Annotated in this window: 17 protein-coding genes; all 17 read left to right on the top strand. The window is 60.4% G+C overall.

The window, feature by feature from the left end:
• Positions 1-27 precede the first annotated feature (27 nt).
• The 17 genes from pseB (at position 28) to ACM6JM_RS06525 (ending at position 17,148) form a co-directional block, all read left to right on the top strand.
• Positions 28-1,029: a UDP-N-acetylglucosamine 4,6-dehydratase (inverting) gene (pseB, locus tag ACM6JM_RS06605; RefSeq protein ID WP_414881506.1), complete on the top strand. Its 1,002-nt coding sequence runs from the start codon at positions 28-30 to the stop codon at positions 1,027-1,029.
• Entirely contained in the window at positions 1,026-2,183 is a 1,158-nt protein-coding gene (gene pseC, locus ACM6JM_RS06600; protein ID WP_414881505.1) for a UDP-4-amino-4,6-dideoxy-N-acetyl-beta-L-altrosamine transaminase, read from the top strand. Before pseB ends, pseC begins: the two co-directional genes overlap by 4 nt.
• 31 nt (positions 2,184-2,214) lie before the next feature.
• On the top strand, positions 2,215-2,835 hold the full coding sequence (locus ACM6JM_RS06595; RefSeq protein WP_414881504.1) for a pseudaminic acid biosynthesis-associated methylase: 621 nt from the start codon (positions 2,215-2,217) through the stop codon (positions 2,833-2,835).
• A complete protein-coding gene (gene pseF, locus ACM6JM_RS06590; RefSeq protein ID WP_414881503.1) occupies positions 2,832-3,527 on the top strand; it encodes a pseudaminic acid cytidylyltransferase in 696 nt (231 codons plus the stop codon). Before ACM6JM_RS06595 ends, pseF begins: the two co-directional genes overlap by 4 nt.
• Positions 3,524-5,026 (top strand): UDP-2,4-diacetamido-2,4,6-trideoxy-beta-L-altropyranose hydrolase, encoded by a 1,503-nt coding sequence (gene pseG / locus ACM6JM_RS06585; protein WP_414881502.1) that lies wholly within the window; start codon positions 3,524-3,526, stop codon positions 5,024-5,026. Before pseF ends, pseG begins: the two co-directional genes overlap by 4 nt.
• Complete coding sequence (gene pseI, locus ACM6JM_RS06580) at positions 5,023-6,075, top strand: pseudaminic acid synthase (RefSeq protein WP_414881501.1); 1,053 nt, start codon at positions 5,023-5,025, stop codon at positions 6,073-6,075. The genes pseG and pseI overlap by 4 nt, the downstream gene beginning before the upstream one ends.
• A 226-nt stretch (positions 6,076-6,301) precedes the next feature.
• Entirely contained in the window at positions 6,302-7,228 is a 927-nt protein-coding gene (locus tag ACM6JM_RS06575; RefSeq protein WP_039765565.1) for a ketoacyl-ACP synthase III, read from the top strand.
• A gap of 86 nt (positions 7,229-7,314) precedes the next feature.
• On the top strand, positions 7,315-8,607 hold the full coding sequence (locus tag ACM6JM_RS06570; RefSeq protein ID WP_414881500.1) for a motility associated factor glycosyltransferase family protein: 1,293 nt from the start codon (positions 7,315-7,317) through the stop codon (positions 8,605-8,607).
• Positions 8,604-8,870, top strand: coding sequence for a hypothetical protein (locus tag ACM6JM_RS06565; RefSeq protein WP_163974313.1), 267 nt, complete (start codon positions 8,604-8,606; stop codon positions 8,868-8,870). Before ACM6JM_RS06570 ends, ACM6JM_RS06565 begins: the two co-directional genes overlap by 4 nt.
• A 243-nt stretch (positions 8,871-9,113) precedes the next feature.
• On the top strand, positions 9,114-9,974 hold the full coding sequence (locus ACM6JM_RS06560) for a flagellin domain-containing protein (RefSeq protein WP_007958307.1): 861 nt from the start codon (positions 9,114-9,116) through the stop codon (positions 9,972-9,974).
• Between the two features lie 71 nt (positions 9,975-10,045).
• The gene (locus tag ACM6JM_RS06555) at positions 10,046-10,402 is read left to right on the top strand and encodes a flagellar protein FlaG (protein ID WP_039765579.1); all 357 of its coding nucleotides are present in this window, start codon (positions 10,046-10,048) and stop codon (positions 10,400-10,402) included.
• A gap of 80 nt (positions 10,403-10,482) precedes the next feature.
• Positions 10,483-11,946: a flagellar filament capping protein FliD gene (gene fliD / locus ACM6JM_RS06550; protein WP_074687535.1), complete on the top strand. Its 1,464-nt coding sequence runs from the start codon at positions 10,483-10,485 to the stop codon at positions 11,944-11,946.
• Between the two features lie 129 nt (positions 11,947-12,075).
• The gene (gene fliS / locus ACM6JM_RS06545; RefSeq protein ID WP_007958302.1) at positions 12,076-12,474 is read left to right on the top strand and encodes a flagellar export chaperone FliS; all 399 of its coding nucleotides are present in this window, start codon (positions 12,076-12,078) and stop codon (positions 12,472-12,474) included.
• Positions 12,475-12,484: 10 nt separating this feature from the next.
• Positions 12,485-12,781, top strand: a complete 297-nt coding sequence (locus tag ACM6JM_RS06540; protein ID WP_039765621.1) for a hypothetical protein — start codon at positions 12,485-12,487, stop codon at positions 12,779-12,781.
• Between the two features lie 172 nt (positions 12,782-12,953).
• The gene (locus tag ACM6JM_RS06535; protein ID WP_039765583.1) at positions 12,954-14,429 is read left to right on the top strand and encodes a sigma-54 dependent transcriptional regulator; all 1,476 of its coding nucleotides are present in this window, start codon (positions 12,954-12,956) and stop codon (positions 14,427-14,429) included.
• A gap of 110 nt (positions 14,430-14,539) precedes the next feature.
• Positions 14,540-15,751, top strand: a complete 1,212-nt coding sequence (locus ACM6JM_RS06530; protein WP_039765586.1) for a sensor histidine kinase — start codon at positions 14,540-14,542, stop codon at positions 15,749-15,751.
• Positions 15,752-15,756: 5 nt separating this feature from the next.
• Positions 15,757-17,148: a sigma-54-dependent transcriptional regulator gene (locus ACM6JM_RS06525; protein ID WP_103385777.1), complete on the top strand. Its 1,392-nt coding sequence runs from the start codon at positions 15,757-15,759 to the stop codon at positions 17,146-17,148.
• The last annotated feature ends 55 nt before the right edge of the window (positions 17,149-17,203 follow it).

Below are 17,203 nucleotides of genomic sequence, written 5' to 3'. Positions count from 1 at the left end.
TGGCGTACAAGGAACGGAACTCAAGACATGTTCAACGGTAAATCGATTTTCATCTCCGGTGGCACCGGCTCGTTCGGGCGCAAGTTCATCGCGCGCCTGCTCGAGCAATACCAGCCCAAGCGCGTGGTGGTGTTCTCCCGGGATGAGCTCAAGCAATACGAAATGCAGCAGGCGTTCAACGCGCCGTGCATGCGTTACTTCCTCGGTGACGTGCGCGACGCTGATCGCCTGCGTCAGGCCATGCGCGGCATCGATTACGTGGTGCATGCCGCAGCTTTGAAGCAAGTGCCGGCGGCGGAATACAACCCGACCGAATGCATCCGCACCAACGTCAACGGCGCGGAAAACATCATCGCCGCCGCCATCGACAACGGCGTGAAGAAAGTCGTCGCGCTGTCCACCGACAAGGCCGCCAGCCCGATCAACCTGTACGGCGCCACCAAGTTGCTGTCGGACAAGTTGTTCGTGGCGGCCAACAACATTGCCGGTGAACAGCAGACGCGTTTTGCCGTGGTGCGCTACGGCAACGTCGCCGGTTCACGCGGGTCAGTGGTGCCGTTTTTCAGCAAACTGATCGCCGACGGTGCGACAGAGCTGCCGATCACTGACGAGCGCATGACCCGCTTCTGGATCACCCTCGATCACGGCGTGCAGTTCGTGCTCGACAGCTTTGCGCGGATGCACGGCGGCGAAGTGTTCGTGCCGAAGATCCCGTCGATCCGCGTGGTCGATCTCGCGCGGGGAATGGCCGAGCACCTGCCGCACAAGAACGTCGGCATTCGTCCGGGCGAGAAGCTGCACGAGTTGATGGTGCCGCTGGACGATGCGCGGATGACCCTGGAATTTGCCGATCACTACACCATCCAGCCGTCGATTCGTTTCACCAGCGTCGACGTGGATTTTGCCGAGGACAAACTCGGTGAGCGTGGGGTGCCGGTCGGCGAAGACTTCGAGTACCGCTCCGACACCAACCCGCACTTCCTTTCGGTGGGGCAGATCGCCGAGCTGCACGCGAAGCTGTCGGTATGATTCCCTACGGCCGGCAAAGCCTCGATCAGGCGGACATCGACGCGGTCGTCGAGGTGTTGCAGTCCGACTGGTTGACCCAGGGGCCGACCATCGAACGCTTCGAGCAGGCGATGGCCGAGCGTTGTCAGGCCGATTTCGCCGTGGCGGTGTGCAACGCCACGGCGGCGCTGCACATTGCCTGCATGGCCGCGGAGCTGGGACCTGGCGACCGCTTGTGGACCACGCCGAATACCTTTCTCGCGTCGGCCAACTGCGGCCGTTATTGCGGTGCCGACGTTGACTTCGTGGACATCGACCCGCTGACCTGGAACCTCGATGCTGAAGTTCTGGCGAGCAAACTTGATGCTGCCGAGCGCGACGGCACCTTGCCCAAAGTACTGGTGGCGGTCGCGTTCTCCGGGCAGAGCTGCGACATGCGGCGGATTGCCGAACTGGCCGTGCGCTACAACTTCACCGTCATTGAAGATGCCTCCCACGCGGTCGGCGCCCGTTACGTCGGGCGCCCGGTGGGCTGCGGTGAATTTGCCGCGATGACCGTGTTCAGTTTTCATCCGGTGAAGATCATCACCAGCGGCGAGGGCGGCATGGTGCTGACCAATCGCCCGGAACTGGCCGAGCGTCTGCAACGCCTGCGCAGCCACGGCATGACCCGCGATCCGCAGCAGATGACCGAACCCAGCCACGGCCCGTGGTACTACCAGCAGGTCGAGCTCGGGTTCAATTACCGGATTACCGATCTGCAAGCCGCGCTGGGCCTGTCGCAGTTGGGCAAACTGGACGAGTTCATCGCCCGTCGCCGGGAGCTGGCCGCGCGTTACGACCGTCTGCTGGCGTACTTGCCAGTCACCGTGCCGAGCCTCCAGCCGGAGGCTGAATCGGCCTGGCATCTTTACGTGGTGCGTTTGCAGACCGAGCGCATCAGCCTCAGTCACCGTCAGGTGTTCGAAGGCTTGCGCGCCGCCGGCATCGGCGTGAACCTGCACTACATTCCGCTGCATTTGCAGCCGTACTATCGTGATCTGGGTTTTGCCGAGGGAGACTTTCCCGAAGCCGAGCGTTATTACGCCGAAGCGATCAGCCTGCCGCTATTCCCGTTGCTGAGCGATCAGCAGCAGGACTACGTGGTCGAGCAATTGCGTCGGTTGACTGAATGATTGCCGCCGTGGCGGTGGATGGAAAACGGTAATGCGTGATCTGAGCGAGCAGGAACAATTCTGGCACGGCGAATTCGGCAATCAGTACGTTGAGCGCAACGTCGGCCAGCCACTGGTGGCGGCCAATCTGGCGTTGTTCGCCAAGGCGCTGACCCGGGCCGGGCGGATCGACAGCCTGCTGGAGCTGGGCACCAACGCCGGCAACAACTTGCAGGCGCTGCGTCAGCTGTTGCCCCGCTGCGAGCTGTTCGGGGTCGAAATCAATGCCAGTGCCTGCGCCCAGGCGCGTGCGCTGGAGATTGCGAGCATCTGGCACGGTTCGCTGTTCGACTTTCCCCGTGAACGCCAATACGACCTGACCCTGAGCAAAGGCGTGCTGATCCATCTGGCGCCGGAACTGTTGTCGACGGCGTATGCGCAGTTGTATGAGCTGAGTTCGCGCTACATCCTGATCGTCGAGTACTACAATCCCTCTCCGGTGGAAGTGTCCTATCGTGGTAACAGCGGCAAGCTGTTCAAGCGTGATTTCGCCGGGGAAATGCTTGACCGTTATCCTGATCTGCAACTGCTGGATTACGGCTTCGGTTATCACCGCGATCCGCAATTTCCGGTGGACGACATCACCTGGTTCCTGCTGGAAAAACGTCTTTGAACAACGTCGCAATCATCCCGGCCCGCGGGGGCAGCAAACGCATCCCGCGCAAGAACCTCAAGCCGTTCGACGGTGTGCCGATGATTGTCCGTTCGATTCGTACGGCCCTCGATTCAGGCTTGTTCGAGCAGGTGGTGGTCAGCACCGACGACGCAGAGATCGCAGACGTGGCGCGAGCCAACGGTGCTCACGTGCCGTTCATGCGTCCGGCGGAACTGGCCGATGATTTCACCGGCACTGCGGCAGTGATCGTGCATGCCTTGCAGCAGCTGCCGGCCTGCGATTACGCCTGCTGTGTGTACGCTACGGCGCCGCTGTTGCAGGCGCGGTTTCTGCGTCAGGGCTTTGAATTGCTGGAGCGACACGCGGACAAGTCCTTTGCTTTTTCAGTCACCGATTTCGGCTTTCCGGTGCAGCGCGCCCTGACCCTGGACGGGCAGGGCGCACTGACGGCGTTGTACCCCGAGTTTCGCAATACCCGTTCGCAGGATCTGCCGGCTGCCTTTCAGGATGCCGGCCAGTTCTATTGGGGCCGCAGCGAGGCGTGGCTGGGTGGAGAGGTGCTGTATTCGCCGGCCAGTCTGCCGGTGATCCTGCCCCGGCATCTGGTGCAGGACATCGATACCGCCGAAGACTGGAAGCGCGCCGAGTACCTCTACGCCGCCCTCAAGGTTGGCGGAGAACTGCAATGAGAGTGCTGATCCGCGCCGACGCCTCGCCGACCATTGGCAGCGGCCACATCGCCCGGTGCCTGACACTGGCGCGAGTACTGCGCACGCAAGGCAGTCATGTCGCGTTCGCCTGTCGTCGTTTGCCGGGGCATCGGCTTGATGCGTTGCAGAGCGAAGGCTTCGAGACCTTCGCGTTGCCGGATCGCTATGCCGGTGAAGACCCGGAGCAGGCCATCGAATCGATGCTGCCGTGGCAGGCGGATATCGATGCACTGGCGGCGCAACTGGAAGGGCAGCCCGGATTTGACTGGGTCGTCGCCGACCATTACGGCCTCGACCATCACTGGCAGACCGCAGCTCGTCGCTTCGCACCACGGGTCGCCGCCGTCGATGATCTGGCGACCCGCCGGTACAGCGTGGACCTGTTGCTCAATCAGAACCTCTCCGGGCTCAACGAAAATTATCAGCCGCTGCTGCCGGCCGGGTGCCGAACACTGCTCGGCCCGCGCTTCGCCATGTTGCGCGAAGAGTTCAGTGCTCCGGCCATCGAGATCAAACCGGTGGCGCGCCGGGTGCTGGTGAATTTCGGCGGCTTTGATGCGGCACGCCAGACTCATCACGCGATGCTGGCGCTGGCGGATTTTTCGGCGCTTGAAGTGGATTTCGTCGCCGGCGCTGACAACCCGGCCTGGGCAGAGATGCAGGCGCTGGCCGAAACGCGGCCGCACTGGCGCCTGCACAGTTTTGTCAGCGATTTTCATCGGCGCATGACCGAGGCCGACCTGTTTATCGGTGCCGGCGGCGGCACCAGTTGGGAACGCGCGGCCCTGGGCCTGCCGACGATCTGCATCGCGGTGTCGAACAACCAACAGGCCAACGGCGAAGTGATGGCGGCGGCGGGCGCGCATGTGTTCATGGGCGCGCGGGAGCAGGTCAGCGTCGAGCAACTGCGTGATGCGATTGGCTTTGTCGTGGGCAACTTTTATTTGCGCCAGAGCCTGGCCGAACGTTCGCGGCAACTGGTCGACGGACGCGGTGCGCTGCGTGTGGCGGCGGCACTGGCCGGCGCGGTGCTCAAACTGCGTCCGGCGACGCCGGATGACGCGCAGTTGCTGTTCGACGGACGCAATGCCGAGGCAGTGCGCCGCTGGTCGCTGGACAGCGCTGCGATTGACTGGACGCAACATGTGAACTGGCTGGGCGCGAGCCTGCGCAATCCTCAGCGGTTGCTGCTGGTGGCCGAGGCGGATGACGGCCCGGTCGGTGTCCTGCGCTACGATTTGCGCGGCTTTGAGGCAGAGGTTTCGCTGTATCTGCTCGAGGGGCGTTTCTGCCTCGGCTGGGGCAGGGCGCTGCTGGCACAGGGCGAAGCCTTTGTGGCAGCGCACTGGCCGCAAATGACCGCCATTACCGCCCAGGTCTTGCCGGCCAATCAGCCCTCGATGAATGTTTTCCGTGACGCCGGGTTCACCCAGAGTGCCTGCGCGTTCACCAAGGTTTTGAAGGAATCCCGTCAATGAGCAGTTTCAAGATCGGCAGCCGCCGGATCGGTGCCGATGCGCCGCCGTTCATCATCGCTGAAATGAGCGGCAACCATAACCAGTCGCTGGACGTCGCCTTGCAGATTGTCGAAGCGGCGGCCAAGGCCGGTGCCCATGCCTTGAAGCTGCAAACCTACACCGCCGAAACCATGACCCTGGATCTGGCGGAAGGCGAATTCTTCATCAAGGATCCGAACAGCCTGTGGGCCGGCACCTCGCTCTATGACCTGTATGAAAAGGCCCACACACCCTGGGAATGGCATGTGCCGATCTTCGCCCGGGCCAAAGAGCTGGGCATGCTTGCGTTTTCGACACCGTTCGATGACAGCGCCGTGGACTTTCTCGAAAGCCTCGACGTGCCGGCGTACAAGATCGCCAGTTTCGAGAACACCGACCTGCCGCTGATCCGTCGTGTCGCGGCGACCGGCAAACCGCTGATCATTTCCACCGGCATGGCCAGCCTCGCCGAACTCGACGAAACCGTGCGCGCCGCCCGTGAGGCGGGATGCAAGGATCTGGTGCTGCTCAAGTGCACCAGCACCTACCCGGCGACCCCGACCAACAGCAACTTGCGCACGATCCCGCATCTGCGTGAGTTGTTCGGTTGTGAGGTCGGGCTGTCAGACCATTCGATGGGCGTTGGCGTGTCGGTGGCGGCGGTGGCGCTGGGCGCTACGGTGGTAGAAAAACACTTCACCCTCGACCGTGCGGCCGGCGGGGTTGACGCCAGTTTCTCGCTGGAACCGGCGGAACTGGCCAGTCTGGTGGTCGAGACCGAGCGCGCATGGCAGGCCATGGGCCAGGTGCATTACGGCGTGACCGAGGCTGAGCAAAAGTCTCTGGTTTACCGTCGGTCGCTGTACGTCACGGCCGATATGGCGGCCGGTGAGCCCTTCACGGCGGCTAATGTGCGCGCCATTCGTCCCGGTCTCGGCTTGCCGCCCAAGCACACCGATGCCGTCCTCGGGCGTCGTGCGCGCCAGCCGATCAAACGTGGTACGCCGCTGGACTGGTCATTGGTCGAATGACCCGATCTGTCATCGATTCGGCAAAATAGCGTGACCTGCGAGTCATAACGCGCATCTTCACTGTATTGTAATGACCGGGGAGATGGCGCCTGGCCCGTTTTCGGTTCCAGTGATAGCCCTTTGCGCTCCCCGTGGCTGCCCGTTGTGGCGGCCGTTTTCTGTTTGTCGGCGCCCCTCGAATCCTTGCGAGCGGTGGTATTGGGCTGTTTATTATTGGGAAGCCGTAATGATTGGCATAAAAAGCATTGCGAGCTACGTTCCTGTAGCCGGCGTGGACAATTACGCACAAGGTGCAAAATTCGAGAAGGATGAAGAATTCATCCTCGGCAAGATCGGTTCGGCCTTCCTCCCACGCAAAGACGCGGAACAGGAAACCTCCGATCTGTGCGTTGAAGCGGCCAATGCGCTGTTTGCCAACAACCCTGAACTGAAACGTGAATCCATCGATGCGCTGATCGTCGTCACCCAGAACGGTGACGAAGAAGGCCTGCCGCACACCGCTGCCATCGTCCAGGACAAACTCGGCCTGCCGACCCATGTCGCGGCGTTCGATATTTCCCTCGGCTGCTCCGGTTACGTCTACGGCATCTACGCGATCAAAGGCTTCATGGAAGCCGCCGGCCTGAAGAATGGGCTGTTGATCACCGCCGACCCGTATTCGAAGATCGTCGATCCGGAAGACCGCAACACCACCATGCTGTTCGGCGATGCCGCCACTGCCACCTGGATGGGCGAAGATCCAGTCTGGGCGCTGGGCAAGGCCAAGTTCGGCACCGACGGTTCCGGCGCACCGCACCTGAAAGTCACCGATGGCGTGTTCTTCATGAACGGCCGTCAGGTGTTCAACTTCGCACTGCTCAAGGTGCCTGCGCATCTGCACGAACTGCTCGACGATTCCGGTCTGAAGGCCGATGACATCGATGCCTTCTGCATTCACCAGGGCAGTGCGGCGATTGTCGATGCCGTGGCGCGGCGCTTCGAAGGCGAGCCGGAGAAGTTCATCAAGGACATGGTCGAGACCGGTAACACCGTGTCATCCAGTGTGCCGCTGCTGCTGGAAAAACACGTGATGGATTCCGACTGGAACCGCATCGCGATCAGTGGTTTCGGTGTCGGTCTGTCGTGGGGTTCGGCGATTATTTATCGTCCTTGAATCGGATAAAAACGGCGGATACAAAAATAGCGTTCAAGGGTTAACCTTGAACGCTATTTTTTTGCCTGAAGGGAGCGCGAGGCGCCATGAGCGAGTTTTTCCAAGCCAACGCTGAAGTCGTCGAGCGACGCTGGCCGGCGCTGTTCGCACGATTGCTGAACGAAGACAGTTCGGCGATCGAGGCCGAGTTGACGCAGGGGCTGGGCTCGACGCTGAGCATTGGCGGCATTCAGCTCACCAGCCGGCATGACCGTGTCCGCGAGGCACAGATTCAGGCTGCCACCCTGCCAGCGGACAAACCGCAACTGCATGTCTACGGCACCGGCCTCGGGGACTTGCCCACGGTGCTGCTGGAGCGCACCGGGCTTGAGCGCCTGTATGTGCACATCCTCAACGGCGCGTTGTTTGCCCTGGTGCTGCAATTGATCGATCAACGGGAGTGGTTGCAGGACCCGCGGGTTGAATTGCTCTACGCCGGCGACCTGTCCGACATCTGCACGCCGTTTTTCGCCTTGCCCGCCGAGATGCTGCTGGCCGATGACTTCAACGCGAAGATTCGTGATCGGCTGGTCAGCGAAGTGCACCTGAGCTTCAACAATCGTGAGTTCGATCCGCAGTCACCGTTCATTCAACAGCGTCTGCAGGACTGCTTGCCGGTACTGCTGGCTGACGATGATGTGGCAAGGCTGTTCGGCACCTGTGCCGGTCGGGAGATCTATGTGATCGGCACCGGGCCGACGCTGGAACAGCATTTCGAACGTCTGGCCGCGATCCGCGAGCGGGCCGGGCGTCCCTTGTTCATTTGTGTCGATACCGCGTACCGGCCGCTGCGCGAGCACGGGATCGTGCCCGACTATGTGGTGAGTATCGATCAGCGCATCAGCTCCCGGCATTTGCCATTCGAGGAATCCGACGGCATCCCGCTGGTGTATCTGCCCATGAGTGACCCCGAGGTGCTGAGGGCCTGGAAGGGCAAGCGCTATGGTGGTTACTCGGCCAGCCCGGTCTATGCGGCATTGCGTGAACAGCACCCGAGGGCGCTGCTGCATGTGGGTGGCAGTGTGATTCACCCGGCCGTGGACCTGGCGGTGAAGATGGGCGCTGCACGCATCACGCTGTTCGGTGCCGATTTTGCCTTTCCGATGAACAAGACCCATGCCGGCTGGAATGACGGTGACCTGGGGCCGTCGGTGAATCAGGCGCGGCACTGGGTGCGTGACGGGTATGGCGAGCGCGTCAGTACCCAGCTCAACTTTCGCGGTTATCTGTGCGTGCTGGAGCGATACATCGCCAGTCAGCCGCAGGTGGCATTTTTCAACAGCAGCCGCGCGGGTGCGCAGATTGCCGGTACAGCGTTCAATCAGGAGTTTGTGCAATGACTGCACTGCAAAGCTGGGTAGACGAATGCCATCAGTGCGCCGGGTTGTTCCGCCTGGGACGTGATGTCGAGGCGGCGTTGACCATGGTCGATGTGTTCGAGGGCGCGCAGCAGTCATTGCTGTCGGCCGGCACGCAGAAGCAGCAAGTCTGGGCGCAATTGCTCGCACAAATGCTCGAGTGCCAGGAGCGTCAGGACTGGTTGGGCCTTGCCGATTTCATGGAGTACGAGTTGATCCAATTGCTGGAAGCCCCGTCCGCCTGACGACGGTCGAAGGCGCTGGCCCGCAGGTTTGCGCCACGGACGGTTTTATGGCGTCATTTTTTCGAAGGTAAAGTGCTGCTAAGTCTTTGTTTTCTAGGGGGTGGCAGGGTGATGGCAAAATTTTTCAAAAAAGCCCTCAAGCAACCTGCAAACCCGACGATAACTATTACGAAGGTTCTCTAGGCCATACCCGGCGGTTGCCAGGGCCGGAAGCCGCAGTACCCAACCAACGAGGAATTCGTCATGGCTTTAACAGTAAACACCAACACCACGTCGTTGAACGTTCAGAAAAACCTGAACCGCGCTTCCGACGCTCTGTCGACTTCGATGCAGCGCCTGTCTTCCGGCCTGAAAATCAACAGCGCTAAAGACGACGCCGCTGGCCTGCAGATCTCCAACCGTATGTCTTCCCAGATCCGCGGTAACACCCAGGCAATCCAGAACGCCAACGACGGTATCTCCGTTGCCCAGACCGCTGAAGGCGCTCTGCAAGCTTCGACCGACATTCTGCAGCGTATGCGTGAACTGGCTGTTAAAGCACGTAACGGTACCAACGGCACTGCTGACCAGACCGCTACCAACGCTGAATTCGCTCAGATGTCCGACGAGATCACCCGTATCTCGGCTGCTACCAACCTGAACGGCAAAAACCTGCTGGACGGTTCGGCTGGTACTGTGACCCTGCAAGTGGGCGCGAACACCGGTTCGGCTAACCACATCGACCTGGTACTGAGCTCCAAGTTCGACGCCGTCAGCCTGTCCGTAGGTAGCGGTACTGTAGTTCTGACCGGTACTACCGGTACTGGCGCTGGTTCTGCTTCGCAGAACATCGACAACGCGATCACTGCAATCGACGCCGCTATCGCTGCAATCGGTGCAACTCGTGCCAGCCTGGGTGCTTCGCAAAACCGTCTGACCAGCACCATCCAGAACTTGCAGAACATCACCGAGAACACCACTGCTGCACAAGGTCGCGTACAAGATACCGACTTCGCCGCAGAGACTGCTAACCTGACCAAGCAGCAAACCCTGCAACAGGCTTCGACCTCTGTTCTGGCTCAAGCCAACCAACTGCCTTCCGCTGTACTGAAGCTGCTTCAGTAATTTCGGAATGAGTTTTAGCGGGGGAGTGCGCTTGCGTGCTCTCTCGCTTTTTACGTTATGAGGTGATGAGCATGGACATGAGCGTCAAGCTTAACGTGTCTTATCCGGCTCCCAAGCCAGTCAATACCGTTGCCGACAAGCCGTCGGAAACCAAGCCTCAGACCGTTGATGCTGTTCCTGCCTCGAAAAAGAGTCAGGAGTCAGATGAGACCAAGCTGAAGCTGGCGGTGCAGGAGATCGAGAAGTTCGTTCAGTCGATCAAGCGCAATCTGGAGTTCTCGATCGACGAGCATTCCGGCAAGGTCATCGTCAAGGTGATCGCAAGCGAGACGGGCGAGGTCGTACGACAGATCCCTTCCGCAGAAGCCCTCAAGCTGGCAGACAGCCTCGCCAACGCAAGTCACGTGTTGTTCGACGCCAAAGTCTGATAGCTGGCATGAATAGTGTTTGAAGTTCTTTAGACGCAGGTATTGGTCAAAAGACTGGCAACAACCCAAGGGAGATGCACATGGCAAGTCCAATTTTACCGGGTTCTGGCCTGGGTTCCGGCCTGGACATCGGTGCGATCGTTACTGCGCTGGTCAACGCCGACAAGTCGCCGAAGCAGACGCAGATCGACAATGCGACGAAAACCAACACGCTGAAGATTTCCGGTGTAGGTACGCTGAAGAGTGCGCTGACGGCATTCCAGACCGCGATGACCAATCTGGGCAGCAAGACCAACCCAGCGTTTGCCGGTTACACGGCGACTTCGGGTAATCCAACTGTTCTGGGCGCTACTTCGGATAACACCGCGGTCTCGGGTACTTACAGTGTTGTTGTGAATAATCTGGCCACCGGCTCGAAAGTAGCCAGTGCATCCTTTGCCGGCGGTGCTGCCAGTGCCATTCCGAGTGGTACCCTGAAAATCAGTCAGAATGGCACTGATTACAATGTCACGATCCCGGCCAATGCGACCCTGCAGAGCACTCGTGATGCCATCAACACGGCTCAGGGTGTCAATGGTATCTCTGCCAACATCGTGACGGACAGCACCGGTGCCTCGCGCCTGGTGATCAGTTCGAGCAAGACTGGCGCAGGCTCTGACTTGAGCGTGAGCGGCATTGCCGGTCTGGAAATCGATGGCACCAAAACAATGGGTGCCACTCCGGCGGCGGGTGATTCCGGAGCGGTCAACGGGCTCGCCAAAGATGCATCGCTGACCATCGATGGGCTGACAGTGACCAGCAAGAGCAACACGGTGACCGGCGCCATCAGTGGTTTGTCGTTGAACCTGCTGACTGTCCCGAATCCGCAAGGCACGCCTGTTGTGGTGAGCGTCGACACGAACACCAAAGGTCTGCAGACGTCTGTCCAGGCTTTCGTCGATGCCTACAACACGTTGAAGACCACCATCGACACCCTGTCCAAGGCGACGCCGGATGAAGATGGCAAGCTGACTGTTCAGGCGGCTTTTACCGGTGACTCCCTGCCGCGTTCGCTGATTGCCGATATCCGTAGCCAATTGACCATGCCGAGCGGGACCAGCACCGGTCCGATGGCCTACCTGTCGCAATTGGGCGTGATGACTGACAAGCTCACCGGTAACCTGACATTCGACACCGTTGCATTCAACAAGACCATGTCCACGCCGGGCATGACCGGTCAGGTCCAGCAGATGTTTACGGGTACCAACGACACCAACGGTCTGTTGGCGCGTATGAGCAAGGCGGTGGATCCGTACCTGAAGCCTCCTGCCGGTAGTCTGCCTACTGCTACAGGTTTGCTTGATCAGCGCATGGCCATCCTGAACAACAACACCAAGAGCCTGACCAGTCAGCAACTGGCGCTCGATCTGCGTGTTGCCAACCTGACCAAGACGTTGACTGCAAAATACAACGCCATGGACTTGCTGGTAGGCCAGATGAAGTCTACGGCGAGCAACATCACGTCGTTCTTCGCCTCGCTCAACGCTCAGCAATCCGCGAAGTAACATGCAAGAGCGACAAAAACCCGGCTACGCTTTCGAGCGTGCGCCGGGTTTTTGTCTTGTGGTCTAAAGTTTTTCGACTCGCTGGCGATACACTGTTCATACGAGTCATTGTGGCAAATGAGGTAGAACATGAATCCGATGTTAGCCCTTCGGCAATACCAGAAAGTAGGCGCGCACGCTCAGACATCTGAAGCGAGCCCTCATCGCCTGGTGCAAATGCTGATGGAAGGCGGCCTGGACCGTATCGCTCAGGCCAAAGGTGCGATCGAGCGCAAGGATATTCCTGCCAAGTGCACGTCGATCAGCAAGGCCATCGGCATCGTCAGCGGACTGCGCGAAGGCCTGGATCTGGAAAATTCCGCGGATACGCTGGCTGATCTGGACGGTCTTTACATCTACATGATGAAGCGCCTCGCCGAGGCGAACATCAGCAGCGATCCGCGCATTCTTGATGAGGTTGCCGGCTTGCTGAGCACCGTCAAGGAAGGCTGGGATGCGATCGCACCTGCGCCCGCTCCGCAGTTCTGAGGAGATCACCATGAGTCTTGTTTTGCAGCGAATTGAAGAAACCCGAGTAGCCTTGGTCGGAGCCCTGGCCGAGCGCAATTGGGAGGCGATCGGTCAACTGGACCTCGATTGCCGTTCCTGCATGGAAGATGTCTTGAGTGAAGCTTCGGTGGACGAGGTCGCGCTGCGCGATAATCTTGAGGAGTTGCTGCATGTCTACAAGCAGCTTCTGGAAGTGGCGATGGGTGAGCGTCAGGCGATAGTCGACGAGATGTCGCAGATCACCCAAGCGCAGAACGCGGCAAAGGTTTACCATCTGTTTGGTTAATTAACCCTCAGTTAATCCAGACATGTGCGCCATAAATTTGACTGTGCACGGTTTTTTGACTTAACTAGTGGCTGTTTTCAGATTTCAGGCGTCTACAGGCACAAGGTGTCCTGCAAGCGTCTCGCTTGCCCCTCATTTTGGGCATTGAGTTGACTAGGGAAGTTGCTATTGCATGTGGCGTGAAACCAAAATTCTGCTGATCGATGACGATAGCGTCCGCCGCCGCGACCTGGCGGTGATCTTAAATTTTCTTGGCGAAGAAAATTTACCCTGCGGAAGCCATGACTGGCAGCAGGCAGTCGGCTCTTTGTCGTCTAGTCGTGAGGTCATTTGCGTACTGATCGGGACGGTCAATGCTCCTGGTGCGCTTTTGGGCTTGCTAAAGACACTCTCAACCTGGGATGAGTTCCTTCCGGTTTTGCTGATGGGCGATAATTCTTCGGTGGACCTGCCCGAAGACCAACGCCGCCGGGTGCTTTCGACCCTCGAAATGCCACCGAGCTACAGCAAACTGCTGGACTCCCTGCACCGTGCCCAGGTCTATCGCGAGATGTACGACCAGGCCCGCGAGCGCGGCCGTCATCGCGAACCCAACCTGTTCCGCAGCCTGGTCGGCACCAGCCGCGCGATCCAGCATGTGCGTCAGATGATGCAGCAAGTCGCCGACACCGACGCCAGCGTTCTGATCCTCGGCGAGTCCGGTACTGGCAAGGAAGTGGTTGCACGCAACCTGCATTACCACTCCAAGCGCCGCGACGCGCCATTCGTACCGGTCAACTGCGGGGCGATCCCGGCCGAGTTGCTGGAAAGCGAACTGTTCGGTCACGAGAAGGGCGCCTTCACCGGCGCGATCACCAGCCGTGCCGGCCGCTTCGAGCTGGCCAACGGCGGTACGCTGTTCCTCGACGAAATCGGCGACATGCCGCTGCCTATGCAGGTCAAGCTGCTGCGCGTGCTGCAGGAGCGCACCTTCGAGCGCGTGGGCAGCAACAAGACCCAGAGCGTCGACGTGCGCATCATCGCCGCGACCCACAAGAATCTCGAAAGCATGATCGAGATCGGCACCTTCCGCGAAGACCTCTACTATCGCCTGAACGTGTTCCCGATCGAGATGGCGCCGCTGCGTGAGCGCGTCGAAGACATTCCGTTGCTGATGAACGAGCTGATCTCGCGCATGGAGCACGAGAAGCGCGGTTCGATCCGCTTCAACTCCGCCGCAATCATGTCCTTGTGCCGCCATGGCTGGCCAGGCAACGTTCGCGAACTGGCCAACCTGGTGGAGCGCATGGCGATCATGCACCCGTACGGGGTGATCGGCGTGGTCGAGTTGCCGAAGAAATTCCGCTACGTCGACGACGAAGACGAGCAGATGGTCGACAGCCTGCGCAGCGATCTGGAAGAGCGCGTGGCGATCAACGGCCATACGCCGGACTTCAGCGCCAACGCCCTGTTGCCGCCGGAAGGTCTCGACCTGAAGGACTACCTCGGTGGTCTGGAGCAGGGCCTGATCCAGCAGGCGCTGGACGATGCCAACGGCATCGTGGCGCGTGCGGCCGAGCGTCTGCGCATTCGCCGCACCACGCTGGTGGAGAAGATGCGCAAGTACGGCATGAGCCGTCGTGAAGGTGATGAACAGGCGGATGATTGACGCCTGTTTTTCAACTGCTTCATTTATAAGTGGTTTTTTTTAGGCACGGGTATTGCTATGTCCCTCGCAACGTTCCGTTTCACTGACGGTCAGCCAAGCGAGAAAGCACAATGCCCCAAGCCTCCCAGATGTCTTCTGTTCCCGAGTCCTCGGGGCAACTGCCGTCCGTAGAGCAGGCGAGCCGCCAGGGGCTTGAGCAGGCATTCGCCCTGTTCAACCAGATGTCCAGCCAGTTGACCGACTCCTACAGCATGCTCGAAGCCCGGGTCACCGAGCTCAAGGGCGAGCTGGCCGTGGTCAGTGCCCAGCGCATGCAGGAACTGGCGGAAAAAGAACGCCTGGCCAACCGTCTGCAAAACCTCCTCGACCTGTTGCCCGGTGGCGTCATCGTCATCGACGGCCATGGCATTGTGTGCGAGGCCAACCCTGCCGCCATCGAATTGCTCGGTCTGCCGCTGGAAGGCGAGCTGTGGCGCCACGTCATCACCCGTTGCTTCGCGCCCCGTGAAGATGACGGTCACGAAATTTCCTTGAAAAACGGTCGACGCCTGTCGATTGCCACCCGCTCGCTGGATGCCGAGCCGGGGCAGTTGGTGCTGCTCAACGACCTGACTGAAACCCGTCACTTGCAGGATCAACTGGCGCGCCACGAGCGATTGTCGTCCCTGGGGCGGATGGTCGCGTCGCTGGCTCACCAGATTCGCACGCCGTTGTCTGCCGCGTTGCTGTACGCCAGTCATTTGACCGAGCAGGAACTGCCGGTCGCGACCCAGCAGCGTTTTGCCGGTCGCCTCAAGGAGCGTCTGCACGAGCTGGAGCATCAGGTGCGCGACATGCTGGTCTTCGCCCGTGGCGAGCTGCCGCTGACCGATCGTGTCACACCGAATGCCTTGATGCAGTCGTTGCAGGCCGCGGCGCTGACCCATGTGCAGGATCTGCCGATCCGCTGGCAATGCGACAGCCATGCCGGCGAGTTGCTGTGCAATCGCGACACGCTGGTCGGGGCGCTGCTCAATCTGATTGAAAACGCGATTCAGGCGAGTGCCGGTGAGGTGCGTCTGAAGGTGCATTGCTATACCCGCGACAACACCTTGCGTTTGTGTGTCAGCGACAGCGGCAGCGGTATTGATGCGGCGGTGCTGGCGCGGCTGGGCGAGCCGTTTTTCACCACCAAAGTCACCGGGACCGGCCTGGGCCTGACCGTGGTCAAGGCCGTGGCGCGTGCGCATCAGGGAGAATTGCAGCTGCGTTCGCGGGTCGGGCGCGGTACGTGCGCGCAGGTCATCCTGCCGTTGTTTTCTGCTGTTCAGGGAGCTGAGTGAAGGTCATGGGCATCAAGGTTCTGCTGGTCGAAGACGATCGCTCGTTGCGCGAAGCGCTGGCCGATACGCTGCTGCTGGCCGGTCACGACTATCACGCAGTGGGTTCGGCCGAAGAGGCGCTGAGCGCCGTCGAGCGCGAAGCGTTCAGTCTGGTGGTCAGCGACGTCAACATGCCGGGTATGGACGGCCATCAATTGCTCGGCCTGCTGCGCGCGCGACAACCGCAATTGCCGGTGCTGCTGATGACCGCCCATGGTGCGGTCGAGCGCGCAGTCGATGCGATGCGTCAAGGCGCGGCGGATTATCTGGTCAAGCCGTTCGAACCCAAGGCTCTGCTGGATCTGGTGGCGCGTCACGCCTTGGGCAGCCTTGGCGTCAGTGATACCGAAGGCCCGGTCGCGGTCGAGCCCGCCAGTGCTCAATTGCTGGATCTGGCGGCGCGAGTCGCGCGCAGCGATTCCACTGTGCTGATTTCCGGCGAGTCCGGCACCGGCAAGGAAGTGCTGGCACGCTACATCCACCAGCAATCCCATCGCGCCAGCCAGCCGTTCATTGCGATCAACTGCGCGGCGATCCCCGACAACATGCTCGAAGCCACCCTGTTCGGTCACGAAAAGGGCTCGTTCACCGGCGCCATCGCGGCCCAGGCCGGCAAGTTCGAACAGGCGGACGGCGGCACCATTCTGCTCGATGAAATTTCCGAAATGCCCCTGGGTCTGCAAGCCAAACTGCTGCGCGTGTTGCAAGAGCGGGAAGTGGAGCGGGTCGGTGCACGCAAGCCGATCACCCTCGATATTCGCGTGGTGGCGACCACCAACCGTGATCTGGCCGGTGAAGTGGCGGCGGGGCGGTTCCGTGAAGACCTCTATTACCGTCTTTCGGTATTTCCGTTGGCCTGGCGTCCGTTGCGCGAGCGCACCGCCGATATCCTGCCGCTGGCCGAGCGTCTGTTGGCCAAACACGTCAATAAAATGAAGCATGCGACGGCGAAGTTCTCGCCCGAGGCGCAAGCGTGCCTGATCGGTTATCCGTGGCCGGGCAACGTGCGCGAGCTGGATAACGCGGTCCAGCGGGCCTTGATTCTGCAGCAGGGCGGCTTGATCCAGCCGCAGGATTTCTGTCTCTCCGGGCCTGCGTTATTCGCTCCATTGCCGGCGGCCGTTCCGGCAACGCCGGTCATTCGTGAAGTCGAAATCGAGGCCGATTCGGCCGGTGCGCTGGGCGATGACCTGCGTCGCCGCGAGTTCCAGATGATCATCGACACCCTGCGTACCGAGCGCGGTCGGCGCAAGGAAGCCGCGGAAAAACTCGGCATCAGCCCGCGCACCCTGCGTTACAAACTGGCGCAAATGCGCGATGCGGGCATGGATGTCGAAGGCTACCTGTTCGCCACCTGACCGGTTGCGCAAACGTTTGAAACGGCTTTTCTGAAGACGCTGCCCATGAGCTGGC

Source organism: Pseudomonas sp. IT-P2, from assembly GCF_949767575.1.
Lineage (GTDB): Bacteria > Pseudomonadota > Gammaproteobacteria > Pseudomonadales > Pseudomonadaceae > Aquipseudomonas > Aquipseudomonas pharyngis.
This window is presented reverse-complemented; position numbering and strand designations above follow the sequence as displayed.

Coding starts and splice junctions, on each gene's coding strand:
- pseB (WP_414881506.1), top strand. CDS start 28: ATGTTCAACGGTAAATCGATTTTCATCTCCGGTGGCACCGGCTCGTTC.
- pseC (WP_414881505.1), top strand. CDS start 1,026: ATGATTCCCTACGGCCGGCAAAGCCTCGATCAGGCGGACATCGACGCG.
- ACM6JM_RS06595 (WP_414881504.1), top strand. CDS start 2,215: ATGCGTGATCTGAGCGAGCAGGAACAATTCTGGCACGGCGAATTCGGC.
- pseG (WP_414881502.1), top strand. CDS start 3,524: ATGAGAGTGCTGATCCGCGCCGACGCCTCGCCGACCATTGGCAGCGGC.
- pseI (WP_414881501.1), top strand. CDS start 5,023: ATGAGCAGTTTCAAGATCGGCAGCCGCCGGATCGGTGCCGATGCGCCG.
- ACM6JM_RS06575 (WP_039765565.1), top strand. CDS start 6,302: ATGATTGGCATAAAAAGCATTGCGAGCTACGTTCCTGTAGCCGGCGTG.
- ACM6JM_RS06570 (WP_414881500.1), top strand. CDS start 7,315: ATGAGCGAGTTTTTCCAAGCCAACGCTGAAGTCGTCGAGCGACGCTGG.
- ACM6JM_RS06565 (WP_163974313.1), top strand. CDS start 8,604: ATGACTGCACTGCAAAGCTGGGTAGACGAATGCCATCAGTGCGCCGGG.
- ACM6JM_RS06560 (WP_007958307.1), top strand. CDS start 9,114: ATGGCTTTAACAGTAAACACCAACACCACGTCGTTGAACGTTCAGAAA.
- ACM6JM_RS06555 (WP_039765579.1), top strand. CDS start 10,046: ATGGACATGAGCGTCAAGCTTAACGTGTCTTATCCGGCTCCCAAGCCA.
- fliD (WP_074687535.1), top strand. CDS start 10,483: ATGGCAAGTCCAATTTTACCGGGTTCTGGCCTGGGTTCCGGCCTGGAC.
- fliS (WP_007958302.1), top strand. CDS start 12,076: ATGAATCCGATGTTAGCCCTTCGGCAATACCAGAAAGTAGGCGCGCAC.
- ACM6JM_RS06540 (WP_039765621.1), top strand. CDS start 12,485: ATGAGTCTTGTTTTGCAGCGAATTGAAGAAACCCGAGTAGCCTTGGTC.
- ACM6JM_RS06535 (WP_039765583.1), top strand. CDS start 12,954: ATGTGGCGTGAAACCAAAATTCTGCTGATCGATGACGATAGCGTCCGC.
- ACM6JM_RS06530 (WP_039765586.1), top strand. CDS start 14,540: ATGCCCCAAGCCTCCCAGATGTCTTCTGTTCCCGAGTCCTCGGGGCAA.
- ACM6JM_RS06525 (WP_103385777.1), top strand. CDS start 15,757: ATGGGCATCAAGGTTCTGCTGGTCGAAGACGATCGCTCGTTGCGCGAA.